Below are 12,085 nucleotides of genomic sequence, written 5' to 3'. Positions count from 1 at the left end.
TTCTTCTCTTCTTTTGATTACTCCATAAAGCTATTAATTAGGTATTCATCGCCTAATCAACCAAGTCCCTTTTACTTCCGACACCTGTACACCTATTCATTGATTTTACGTATCACCAGTTTATCATTGTTTTAATTAAAAAAGCATTCGCGGAACTGATCAAATTCCGAGAATGCTTGCAGTTACTTGGAGCTGGCCGGATTAAATGACGGAGAGTTTTCCTTATCCTTTCTTCCGTGCAATAGATAATAAGCAGCGATCCCAGCCAGAATTACTATGATCTATGAGGAATATAAACCTTTAAATCCAAGGATTGGAACGAGATATCCCAATGCGAAAGGCCCAAGTCCAAGACCTAGATCCATACAGATGAAATACGTTGAATTGGCCAATCCCATCCGATGTGGGGGTGTCACTTTAATAGCCAGGGCCTGAGTGCATGATTGGAAATTGCCGTAACCCAATCCAATGATCGCGGCCGCTAGTAAAAAGGAAAAATTGGTGTTAGCTTCACTGAGTATGAACATTCCAATCGCAAATAAAATCAATGCGGGATAGGCAACGCTATTACCGCCTTTACCATCCATCAGTCTACCGGTAAATGGCCGTGAAATAAAAACAATGACGGCATAAACAAGAAAATAGTAGCTGCTTGCTGCCATCAAGTTCATTTCTTTGGCGTAGGAAGTGATAAAAGACAGGATTCCTGAATAAGCCAGGCCCACAATCAACATAACCAGAGAGATGGGTAATGCCCGCATCTCTAAAAAGTTTGAAAGCTTGAATCCTCTAGTGTCAGGGCTTGCTGCGTTTTCAACACTTGGCGCTTTAACTGGAAGCGCAATGATGAAGCTGATAATCCCCATAAGAAGAGAAAAGATAAAAACGCTCGTATAACCTGAATATTTGATTAGAGTAAGCCCCACGAATGGGCCGATAGCAGTTGCCAATACTACACTTAAACTAAAGTAGCCAATGCCTTCCCCGTTTCTGCTTCGCGGTATGATTTGCGCTACAATCGTACCGGTTGCCGTTGTTGCCAGGCCAACTCCAATTCCATGTAAAAAACGGATAAGGACCAAGAAATAAATACCAGCGGAAATGAAATAGCCAACTGTGATAATAACGAAGAAAACAATTCCAGCAATTAACATTTTTTTACTTCCCAGACGTTCAATTTGTTTTCCTGCATATAAACGTCCAGTTAAAGCACCCAAAATAAAGATACTTGCAACCAATCCCGCTGTACTGGCGGAGGCATCGTAATGTTCAGTCGCATACGTTGCCATAATTACAAGCAATAAGTACATTGACAGCATCATTACAAAGTTCACTACCGATATGGATATGAAATCCTTTGTCCAAAGTTTTTCTTTTTGCATCAAACCATCCTTTTATTAAAAATGACGGGAAATTTTGCGTAAAACAAGGGCAGCTGACCGTAGTTCCTTTTCAGATATGTCTTTCACTAAAGATTCCTGATAGCTGCTGATTTTTTCCCGAACTTGCCCGAAAACTTCTGTTCCATGGTCTGTCAATTGAATAATCCTTGTCCTCCTGTCACTCCCGGGCTGAGCCTCAACGATATCAAGCTCCACCAGCCTCTGCACCATTTTAGTTATTGTTGGCTTCTCGACATTTTGCCGATTTGAGATGCCGCCAATTGTATGAGGTCCATCATGAAACAACAAATGCATGATGGACCATAAGGGAACTGACAGACGGAAAGGAGACAATTGCTCATTTAATTGATTAATATATGGGCGATACATCACTGCATACTCCCAAAAAAACTGCCTGTGAGGCTCCATTTAACATTCTCCCTAATTAATTATTTCGTGAAACTAAATAAAATTATACAGGATTTCCTTTATAATTGTCCAGCCCACTATTGGAAAACATGCAAAAGGCCTCGCATCGGAGACCTTTTCACTTAATTTTACATCACAGAAATTTTCCTTGAATTACTGGGGTGTCTCATAGATTGTATTAATGGTCCCAGGTTTATTGTAATCCTATTGAAACCTCGAAACCCCTTACAATAAATCTCCTTTTTTCCAAATATTTTCAACTATATATTGTATATGTGTAGATTACACACAACAACATATGGTATAATCAATTTATCCTAATGATGCCGGGAGGGACCCTTCCTCTACTTTTTATCTCCATTTATTCTTGGTTTTCCTGTGTAGCTTCTTCATCAAATTCCCCAGCTGCACAGTTAATTAAAACTACAAAGGAGAATTAATGAGATGGAGAAAATGCCAAACAATAAAATAAAGCAAACATTGCTGGATGAGATCCATTATTTGAGGAGAGAAATGATTATCAACGGCACTACCAAAGGATTAAATAATAAAAAGACGATCGAATTAAGTCAAAAATTAGATTTGATTTTAAATAAATATCAATTGACTTAATAGAATCCATTCACCTGATGTCCCTCCTGTGAACCTTTGACATAGAAACCGAATTCTTTAGGATTGAAATAATGATACATATCAACGAAAAATTAACCAATATCGATTAAAACACTTCATTATTGCATTGCATGAAAAACTTATTAAATGCATCACCGGCTGAAATAAAAACAAAAACAGGAAAAAAGGGACTAGCCTAATCTTGCAGGCAGTCCTTTTTAAAATTTTATTTCGTAAGAATCAAAGCTTAAACACTGGTAAGTATCCATACATTTATTTTTAGTTTCGGATTTGTTGTTTTTATGGTACGGCTTTCATTTCGCTTTATATACAACCTTCCCATCAACAATCGTATAAGCAATTGAAGTTTCAGAAATATCTTTAGGGTCTACTTTGGTGATATCCTCACCAAGAACTACCATATCTGCCTTCTTTCCAACCATTAGGGAACCCTAGTCCTCTTCGCGGAAAATTTGATAAGCAACATTTTTTGTGTATGACTGCAGCATTTCCTCTACAGTAAGAGCCTGCTCAGCATTATGAACCATATCAGTATCTTGTTCTTGCGGATAAGGCCTGTTTCTAGTAACCCTAGTTTCTATCGCGTTCATTGGTCGATAGTCCGGGGTAGGAGGGTGGTCACTGGCACTGGCGATGGTTATTCCTTTATCCCACATTTCTCGTGTCGGATACATGGCAAGGGCGTGATCCTCTCCATTATCGCCTTTTCCAGTTCATAATGGATAGATATTTTACCTAGAACAAGAACCGGAATAAGGCAAAATAAAAAGGCATGAGCCCAATACAATATCGGGTTCACGCCTGATGAATAACTGTCTAATTTCATAAATCACTTCAAATTGGGGTTTTATTATAAGAATAATAGACCTATTGCTATTGGGAAAAAGCTGTAAATTAAAATGATGACGCAAAAACCCATGATGTCTCGCACTCTAAGCCCAGCGATCGCGAGCAATGGCAATGCCCAAAACGGCTGGATCATATTGGTCCAAGCATCTCCCCACGCGACTGCCATAGCTGTCTTTGCCGAATCAACACCGATTTCAATTCCTGCTGGTATCATAATGGGACCTTGCACAGCCCATTGACCACCGCCAGATGGTACAAAAAAGTTAACAATACCTGCACTGATAAATGTAAATAGTGGATAAGTGAATTCAGTGGAAATGTTGACAAACCATAATGACATACTTTCAGATAACCCTGAAGCAACCATCATCCCCATAATCCCTGCATAAAACGGAAACTGCACGATAATGCCGCCAACATTTTTAACGGCATCATTAACACTGACCAAAAACCGTCGCGGGGTCCGATGTAAAATAATTCCTAAGAAGAGCATAATAAAGTTCACGATATTAATATTTAAGTCAAAACCATTCGTTACAAAATGATAAACAATATAAGCGATTCCGAACAAGCCGATTAATATCGATATAATTTGGCTATTCTCCAATCTGTCTGACGGGGTCAAATTTTCCGCTGGCTCCTCCACTGTTTCCTCAATAGAACCAGCTTCCCAGTTCTTGGGATGGGTAACTTCCAAACCTTCTCTTGATTTCAGCATCAAACGGTTTAGAAGCGGCAAGGAGATTAACAATACAAATACAATAAACAAGTTAAAGCCGCTAAATATCGTTTCTGTAACTGAAATGGTCCCTATCGTCTCTTCCAAAAAATGATCGGGAGTTGCAATAAGTAACGGAATCGATCCTGATAAACCCCCATGCCATACTAAAAATCCGCTATATGCACTCGCGACCAATAAACGATAGTCAAGAGACGGGACCCGTTTGGCAACTTGAATGGCAATTAAAGCACCAACGACAAGTCCAAATCCATAGTTAATTAAAGAAGCGACTGTAGCGGTAAATGTGACTAACATAATCGCTCGTGCAGGAGTTTTGGCGAGCGCGCTTATTACCACTAATCCTTTTTTAATAATGGGCGTGTTTGCTAAAACATAACCTGTCACAACAATCAGTGACATCTGCATGGCAAAAGCCAGCAAATCCCAAAAACCATTCCCCCAGTATTCGACCATTTGAATAGGTGTACTGCCTGTAAAAAGAATTCCCATTAAAAAGACGACAAGCGTTAATATGACAGCAAACAAAAAAGCATCCGGCAAAAACCTCTGCACCATTCGGTCGAAAAAGTTAGTGAGTGATTTTAAGATGATCATCCCCTCCTTTTTCATTACTGCTTTTTACAACATTATTCAGTAAAGACAAACAATATAACGGTATAAAATTAATAGAATAAACGAAATAATTTAATTTTTGAGCACATGGAATGAGTCAAACGACTTTCCATTAGCTTGCCGTTCACCGGGTTCTGCAGTGAAGCTTGGTATATAAGGAAAAACGCTGTGGACAGTATACCTACTGCCCATCAAGTTTGCCTATTCCCAAGAATCTTGTGACTTCGATTCAAAGAGAAACGAAATATTAAAACCCTATTTTTTATATAATGTGAATCAAAATACCCCTTCGGACCATTGAACAGCATTTACAAATTTCAAACTTTGCTTTCTTAAATATAAGAAACCAGGAGAATGTTCCATCTCCTGGTTTCTCTTTTACGTTTTATTGCTTTCCAGTTTCACGGTAAAAGTCTTTTTTTCACCTTTACGGTAAACCTTCACCGTAACCTGATCACCAACGGAAAGCTTTGTATATAAAAATTTCCGAAGGCCGCCTTCATCTTTAATGGACTTTCCATTGATGGATACGATAACGTCCTGGACTCTTAACCCAGCTTTTGCGATTTCCGAATTTTCATCAATGGAAGCAACCATGACTCCTTCTGTTACCGTTTCTGGTAGACCCTGTAAATAAACGGGTGGGATTTTATCCAGGCTGACAACACTCACTCCCAAATATGGCCGGACCACCTGGCCGTTTTTAATGATTTCTTCAGCAATCGTTGTAACTTCATTAATCGGGATGGCAAATCCCAATCCTTCAACACCGTTCTCCGAAATTTTCAAACTGTTAATCCCAACAAGCTCTCCAGAGTCATTAATCAATGCTCCTCCGCTGTTCCCCGGATTGATTGCGGCATCCGTCTGGATGACATCAAGATCCCAATCACCCGCTGAAGTTGTGACTTCAATCGTACGATTGACCGCACTGACAATCCCCTGCGTTACTGTCCTTGACAAGTCAAGTCCCAGCGGGTTTCCGATGGCAATGACTCGATCTCCAGCACGAAGCTTGGTAGAATCACCAATCTGAAGTGGCGTAATATCATAATTGCCTTTAATTCTTAATACTGCAATATCTGTTAAGGCATCCGTTCCAATTAATTCCGCTTCGACTTCCTTTCCATTATATAGAGAAATGCTGATTTGCGAGGCTCCTTCAATCACATGGTTGTTTGTCAAGATAAAAACTTCTTTTTCCGTTTTTTTATAAATGACCCCAGATCCTGTTCCTGAGGTTACCGCCTTTGAAAGTTGGAACCTGTCCGTTTGATTTTTCTTATTGACAACACCGACAATTGCTTTGGATGACTGCTCAACGATGTCAGCAATTGAATTCGAACTCGCCGCAACCTTTTGCGCATTGGTATTTGTTGCAGTTTCGTCCGGCGGATCCGTCTGGTTGGCTGAACCAAAATATTGGACTGACGCTAACGTGATGGCCGCCCCCATAACTGCCGCGGTGAACATGGATAAAAACCGCTTGAACATACTTTCTCACCCTTCCATCATTGCTTCTTATATGTAACTATAAAAGGTCAGTGTGTCAGACAGATGTCAGGTAAACTTTTTCACATAAAAAAAACTGCCGCAAAAACGGCAGTAACATCAAAAACCTAATCTATTTTCGGAAGTCTGATCCGGAAGACAGTCCCCAAAGGTGTACTTTCAATCAACTCTAAATCTCCATTCATTGCCTGTGCCATCATTTTGCTGAAAGGGAGTCCTAGTCCAAGGCCTCCAACTTTATATTTTTTCCCATGGCCTCGATAAAACCGTTCAAAAATAAGCGTCTGCTCTTCTTTTGGAATCCCTTCACCAGTATCCCTGATATCAATCTGAAGTGTTTCTGCAGATTCCGTGATTCCAACTTCGATTTTTCCCGGGGGAACAATTGACTGCTTGGCGTTATTCAAAAGGTTTGTCATGATTTGCTGCAGTCGTACAGCATCAACATGGATAATAGCGTCATTATGAAACAATTTCACTTCAACAGTCAGCCCGTCAACCGTCTGCCCAGCCTCCCATTGGTACACCGAATCTGTTACAAGCTTATTGATTGAATGTTTTTCCATCTTTAAAGGAACAGCGTTGGCCGCAAACGAATTGAAAGCCAATAAATCTTCCACCATTGTTCTCATTTTTGCCGTTTCTTTTAAAGTAATTTTCAAAAACTCCCTTGCCTCTTCCCCGTTTACGACCTCCTCATCAATAGCCTGCAAAAGTCCGCTAATTGAAGTGACAGGCGTCTTCAATTCGTGGGTAACCCCTGCAAGCAATTCTGTACGGATCGTTTCAAGCCTTTGCAGCTGCTGGGACATTTCTTTAAAAGAATGGATCAATTCATCCACTTCTTCCGCCTTTGCATCACTTGGAAGATCTACTTCATAATTGCCTTTCCGTACCTGTTCGGCAGCTTTTGATACTTCTTTGATCGGTTTGGATAATTTCCTTGATAAAATATAGACGGCTCCCCAGCCAAGGAGAGCAAGAGTGACAATCATGATGGTAAGCTGCTGATATTCTTGATTCACTTTTGTCAGGTTGGCTTCCGTCTCAGTGATCACAACCCATCCAAGTGATACAGAATCAAACTCTATCGGCTTCTTCACAACATAAAAAGGCTCGTGCTCTTTTCCTTCCGAAAGTTTTATCACTTCTTTCGAATGATTAAGTAAGGATAAATCAAACTGTTTTAAAGAACTTTGCGGGCGATTATTGGCCAGGACGTTTCCTCTTAAGTCAGCAATATAGATGGAAGGACTGCTCTCCATATCCATTAGATGTCCACGTTCTGAAAACAGACCGGGGACCTCATTCAATGGAGGAATAACCGGTTCCTCATTGGCCACCAACCTGTTTGCGGTTTCTGCAGCCATAAACTCCATCATATGCAGCCGATTTTCCAATGTCGTATGCCGGATCCATAGAGCCGAAACGACAGCCATAATGATCAGGCCGATTAAGATAGTGAGCAAATACCTGGTTGTCCAATACCGTTGCAGCGGTATCTTTTTTTTATACATGCCGGACACTAAGCTGATACCCCAATCCCCGGAGTGTTCGAATTTCCCCATGTTCAGCAGGCCAATCCTTCAGCGACTTCCTTAATCGTTTGATGGATAGGTCTACCGCACGGTCGCTGCCTTCATATTCCCATCCCCACACTTTTTCTATCAGTTGATCCCTTGTGAACGTTTGATTTGGATACTTTGCAAGAAAAATCAGCAGCGATAAGTCCCGGGGCGTCAACTGGATTGATTTCCCATTCAATTCCACACGGTGGCCCTGTAAATCGATCTCCAATCCTCCATACCGTTTGACCGGATTGCCGTTTTTCTCAGTCCTTCGCAACACTGCTTTCACCCTTGCAACAACCTCCTCCCCCACAAACGGCTTGGAAATATAGTCATCAGCCCCTTTATTTAAACCGTCCAGTCTGTAATTCACATCTCCGAGTGCCGTCAACATAATGACGGGGCAATCGCTCTTTCTTCTGATTTCCTGTAAAACTTCCCAGCCGCTCAATTCCGGAAGCATGACGTCCAACAGCACAAGATCGGGTTTGGCTATTTCGAACTTTTCCAATGCTTCTAGCCCGCTTGAAGCAGACTCGGTATCAAAATTCGCTTTTCTTAAATATACTTTTAGAACCTGATTGATGGGATATTCATCTTCTACAATTAATATAGTTTTCATTCTCCACCACCAACATCCTTTGAGAATAAAGCTGCTAATCCATTCACTATATCATGAATAGATGTCAGGAAGATGTCAAAGAACTGTGGAGAAGGCATTTTTTGATTTTGCATAACAAAACAGAGGCACGCCTCTGTTTGTGGGAATAAACATTGAAATACTCAACAAAATTACTTGTTTCAAACTCTTTTCAACACCGGACCATCCGATGTTCGAAATAATATTGCTTCCCTTCAGACAAATGAACTGTCCTTCATTTCAATCTGTATATCTGTTTTTATTGGCATTTTATCCAATAGATTTACAATAGATTTAGAAGTATCTTTGAAAGTTCCGGCGTAATCTTTGTTGAATACTGAATAATCAGGTCAATTTCACTTTTTTCATTTACTGTTTTACTGTTTCTGCGCCGCTTGTCAGTTCAAATCCCACACTGTCAACCCACAAATCCCCTTGGTGTACGTAAACTAGCTTCTCAACTCTCCCTCTGATTTAGATAAGAAAAGTGCTCCTGCCGCCTTGACAGGAGCACTTATAAATTCGCAGGTTTTTTCCAAACAAATGCAATCACGACACCTACCAGTAAGAAGATCGCTGAAAAATAAAACGGATAGTCTAAATCAACATCAAATAAGATTCCTCCTACAACAGGACCCAAGACATTTCCAATGCTTGTGAACATTGAGTTCATCCCGCCCACAAATCCCTGCTCATCGCCGGCAATTTTGGATAAATAGGATGTAACTGCCGGGCGAATCAGATCAAAGCCGACAAAGATGATAAATGTGACAATAAGGATGTGCATATATGAATTGACTGTTGTCATGAGAAATACGAGTATGACTGAAAGGATCAGACAGTAACGGATCAGTCCGATCTCTCCAAGGTATTTCGTCAAACGATCGAAAAATAAGACCTGTGCAACCGCCCCGACTATGGCCCCTCCCGTAATGACAATTGCGATATCCTTGGGAGTAAAGGAGAATTTGTGGTCGACAAACAGGGAAAACAATGACTCAAAGGCGGCCAAACCGAAAGCCGTTATTAAAATAATCAGGAAAGCGTAGAAATACATCGGAATAAAAATGCGTTTGATTCCGGCTTTTTGACCCGTCGCTGCTTCTTCCATATTCCGCTCTGGCTCGCGAAGAGTGACCATTGATAAAACTGCTGCTATCAAGGCAAATACTGCAGCTGTAAAGAACGGAAGGCGCGTCGAGATTTCAGCTAAAAACCCACCAAGTCCGGGCCCGATAATAAAACCGGTCGATATGGCGGCCGACATATAGCCAAGTGCTTTCGGTCTCGTTTCCATAGTTGTAATATCCGCAATAAATGCCGTAACAGCAGGCATGATAAAAGCTGCACTTATACCACCAAGTAAACGTGAAGCAAAGAGAACTTCCACTGTTTTGCCAAGCCCGAATAGCAATTCGGAAAGACTGAAAATGAACAAACCGGAAACAATCATTTTTTTGCGTCCAAATTTGTCCGCCCAGCGGCCGGCAATCGGGGATGTGATCAACTGCATCACAGCGAAAGCCGCAACAAGGTTCCCCACAACAGATCCCGATAAATTCAATTCGTTCATGATGGTCGGCAGCACTGGAATAACTAGCCCGATTCCTAAAAAGGCTATAAAAAGATTTGTAAGTAAAATCGTTAAAGTCATATTATTGTTTTTCATATGCCTTCTCCTTCTTATTTGGAGATATATAAGAAACAATATAATCTGTAAGCCATAGCGAAGTCAATCGTTTTGAAAGGGCGAATTGATGTATTTTCCGAAAAGTAGAGAATTAAATAAACCTGATGGATTTTAGTCGACCGAGGTGCCGCCTCCGAAATCAAGCCGATTGAACGAAAATATACTTAATTAACAAATGAGATTGTCCGGATTTTTCTACTCCCATCACACATGCATAACATTTCTTCGATACCCCGTTCCAGGATGTTCTTCCGGTAAACGTGCATTTCCTTTACCGAATAATTTTTCCCGAAAGGTCCCTTCGGCATATTCCTTTTTTAAAACTCCTCTTCTTTGGAGCTCAGGTGTGACAAGTTCAACAAAATCCTTGAAAGTTCCAGGTGCCAAAGCATATGCGAGATTGAATCCATCAATATCTGTTTCTTCCACCCACATTTCTAATGTATCCGCAATTTGCTCAGGGGTGCCGACAGCTACGGGCCCCATCCCGCCTACTCCTACAAAATTTGCAAGTTCCCTAACTGTCCATTTTTTATCAGGCTTTGACGCAGTCAGCATTTTTAACCATGACTTTATGGCATTTGTTTCAATGTATTCTATTTCATCATCAGGATGATACCCGGAAAAGTCGATGCCGGTCCAACCGCCTACTAAAGCCAATGCTCCATCATAGCTGATATATTTAGTAAGCTCATCATATTTCCTCCATGCTTCTTCCTCAGTCCGGCCCACAATTGGCGTCATCAAGGCGAATATTTTTATGCTTTCCGGATCTCTGCCTTCATATTCCGCAAGCTTCCTCAAATCCTTGACATAAGATGCTATCGGGCCTTGGGCCGGTCCAGAAACAAAGGTACATTCCGCATGCTTTGCTGCAAACTTCCTGCCAGTGGGCGATCCGCCCGCTTGATATAAAACGGGAGTCCTTTGGGGCGATGGTTCACATAAATGGATGCCTGGTACATCAAAATATTTTCCATGGTGTTCTATCCCATGTACCTTATCCGGATCGGTAAAGATACCCCCATCTTTATCCCTTTGGACCGCATCCTCTTCCCAGCTGCCTTCCCATAGTTTATAGCAGACTTCCATATACTCATCAGCGATGGCATATCGTTCACTATGTTGGAATTTGTCCCCAATATCAATATTTTTTGTACCGCTCTCCAAATAGGAAGTGACAATATTCCACGCGATGCGTCCTTTTGTCAAATGATCCAACGTCGACATTCTTCTGGCGAATGTATAAGGATGTTCGAATGTCGTTGAGCATGTAATACCGAACCCTATATGCTCGGTAGCATGTGCCATCGCCGAAACAAGCATCATCGGATCATTTACAGGAACCTGCGTTGCTTCCCTGAGAGTCGTCGCCTTATCATCGCCATACACATCATAAATACCGATGACATCTGCAATGAACATTCCATCGAAGCATCCTTTTTCCAAGGTTTTTGCAAGATCAACCCAATAGTTAAGATCTTTATACCGCTCAGATTGATCTTCTGGATGTCTCCATAAGCCGGGTGACTGATGTCCGACACAATTCATTTCGAAAGCATTAAGATATATTCTTTTTTTGGTCATAAAGCATCCTCTCCTTTGTATGTTTTTATAAATGACTAGGCGTGCTCCTCTACAAACTCATTTACTTTTATTGTTAAGTTTCCCCGTCCAAACTTTATAGCATTTATCTTTTCGTCATACAGATTCTGCTTCAATGAATGTTCAAGAAACCTGGTCAAAATGAACCTTCTCTCATACACATCTGTATAACCTTTTTCATGCAGGAGCGCATCGATTGTATTGTAGATACCCCGATTAATCCCATACTTTAGATCACACCACTTGAAAAAATATAAATCTGGTAAACTGAATATTTCCTTGTTTGGATATGCTCCATCTTTCACCATAATCACCTCAAATCGGAAAGAAAAAAGTTAAAATATAATGGTTTTTAGCCCTTTCGCATGATATTTCTGGTTTTGAAAAAATTGTTTACTTCGGCATAGAGTCTATTCTTCCACT

At 40.9% G+C, this 12,085-nt stretch carries 10 protein-coding genes and 1 pseudogene; 1 reads left to right on the top strand and 10 read right to left on the bottom strand.

The features are described from left to right. Nucleotides 1-281: 281 nt before the first annotated feature. Together C509_RS24775 and C509_RS23755 are read right to left on the bottom strand one after the other, a co-directional pair. Entirely contained in the window at nucleotides 282-1,382 is a 1,101-nt protein-coding gene (locus C509_RS24775) for an MFS transporter (protein WP_018706873.1), read from the bottom strand. 15 nt (nucleotides 1,383-1,397) lie between these two features. Beyond that, nucleotides 1,398-1,811, bottom strand: a complete 414-nt coding sequence (locus C509_RS23755; RefSeq protein ID WP_018706872.1) for a MarR family winged helix-turn-helix transcriptional regulator — start codon at nucleotides 1,809-1,811, stop codon at nucleotides 1,398-1,400. A 444-nt stretch (nucleotides 1,812-2,255) separates the two neighbouring features. Here C509_RS23755 and C509_RS25530 point away from each other — a divergent pair, with 444 nt between their 5' ends. Beyond that, complete coding sequence (locus C509_RS25530; protein WP_018706871.1) at nucleotides 2,256-2,423, top strand: aspartyl-phosphate phosphatase Spo0E family protein; 168 nt, start codon at nucleotides 2,256-2,258, stop codon at nucleotides 2,421-2,423. Between the two features lie 314 nt (nucleotides 2,424-2,737). On the opposite strand, the pseudogene C509_RS26115 reads toward C509_RS25530, so the two are convergent. The 8 genes and pseudogenes from C509_RS26115 to C509_RS0110345 form a co-directional block, all read right to left on the bottom strand. After that, nucleotides 2,738-3,100: pseudogene (locus C509_RS26115) on the bottom strand (amidohydrolase family protein). A 194-nt stretch (nucleotides 3,101-3,294) separates the two neighbouring features. Beyond that, nucleotides 3,295-4,629 carry a short-chain fatty acid transporter gene (locus C509_RS0110375; protein WP_018706868.1) on the bottom strand — a complete coding sequence of 445 codons (1,335 nt, stop codon included), beginning with the start codon at nucleotides 4,627-4,629 and terminating at the stop codon, nucleotides 3,295-3,297. Nucleotides 4,630-5,025: 396 nt separating this feature from the next. Continuing rightward, nucleotides 5,026-6,141 (bottom strand): S1C family serine protease, encoded by a 1,116-nt coding sequence (locus C509_RS0110370; protein WP_018706867.1) that lies wholly within the window; start codon nucleotides 6,139-6,141, stop codon nucleotides 5,026-5,028. 125 nt (nucleotides 6,142-6,266) lie between these two features. Then, a complete protein-coding gene (locus C509_RS0110365) occupies nucleotides 6,267-7,727 on the bottom strand; it encodes a HAMP domain-containing sensor histidine kinase (protein WP_245542462.1) in 1,461 nt (486 codons plus the stop codon). Beyond that, a complete protein-coding gene (locus C509_RS0110360; RefSeq protein ID WP_018706865.1) occupies nucleotides 7,669-8,349 on the bottom strand; it encodes a response regulator transcription factor in 681 nt (226 codons plus the stop codon). Before C509_RS0110360 ends, C509_RS0110365 begins: the two co-directional genes overlap by 59 nt. Nucleotides 8,350-8,881: 532 nt before the next feature. Then, nucleotides 8,882-10,036 (bottom strand): MFS transporter, encoded by a 1,155-nt coding sequence (locus C509_RS0110355; protein WP_018706864.1) that lies wholly within the window; start codon nucleotides 10,034-10,036, stop codon nucleotides 8,882-8,884. A 225-nt stretch (nucleotides 10,037-10,261) separates the two neighbouring features. Further along, complete coding sequence (locus tag C509_RS0110350; protein WP_018706863.1) at nucleotides 10,262-11,644, bottom strand: LLM class flavin-dependent oxidoreductase; 1,383 nt, start codon at nucleotides 11,642-11,644, stop codon at nucleotides 10,262-10,264. A gap of 35 nt (nucleotides 11,645-11,679) precedes the next feature. Further along, a complete protein-coding gene (locus C509_RS0110345; protein WP_169509201.1) occupies nucleotides 11,680-11,967 on the bottom strand; it encodes a hypothetical protein in 288 nt (95 codons plus the stop codon). Between the last annotated feature and the right edge of the window lie 118 nt (nucleotides 11,968-12,085).

It is taken from the genome of Siminovitchia fordii DSM 16014 = CIP 108821 (assembly GCF_000374565.1).
GTDB classification, from domain to species: domain Bacteria; phylum Bacillota; class Bacilli; order Bacillales; family Bacillaceae_C; genus Siminovitchia; species Siminovitchia fordii.
The sequence above is the reverse complement of the archived record's forward strand: the minus strand, read 5'-3'. Positions and strand labels throughout refer to the sequence as shown.

Bases quoted from the DNA above. Each gene is read 5' to 3' on its own strand.
- C509_RS0110350 (WP_018706863.1), bottom strand. From the start codon at position 11,644: ATGACCAAAAAAAGAATATATCTTAATGCTTTCGAAATGAATTGTGTC.
- C509_RS0110360 (WP_018706865.1), bottom strand. From the start codon at position 8,349: ATGAAAACTATATTAATTGTAGAAGATGAATATCCCATCAATCAGGTT.
- C509_RS0110370 (WP_018706867.1), bottom strand. From the start codon at position 6,141: ATGTTCAAGCGGTTTTTATCCATGTTCACCGCGGCAGTTATGGGGGCG.
- C509_RS23755 (WP_018706872.1), bottom strand. From the start codon at position 1,811: ATGGAGCCTCACAGGCAGTTTTTTTGGGAGTATGCAGTGATGTATCGC.
- C509_RS0110365 (WP_245542462.1), bottom strand. From the start codon at position 7,727: ATGGGGAAATTCGAACACTCCGGGGATTGGGGTATCAGCTTAGTGTCC.
- C509_RS0110355 (WP_018706864.1), bottom strand. From the start codon at position 10,036: ATGAAAAACAATAATATGACTTTAACGATTTTACTTACAAATCTTTTT.
- C509_RS25530 (WP_018706871.1), top strand. From the start codon at position 2,256: ATGGAGAAAATGCCAAACAATAAAATAAAGCAAACATTGCTGGATGAG.
- C509_RS24775 (WP_018706873.1), bottom strand. From the start codon at position 1,382: ATGCAAAAAGAAAAACTTTGGACAAAGGATTTCATATCCATATCGGTA.
- C509_RS0110375 (WP_018706868.1), bottom strand. From the start codon at position 4,629: ATGATCATCTTAAAATCACTCACTAACTTTTTCGACCGAATGGTGCAG.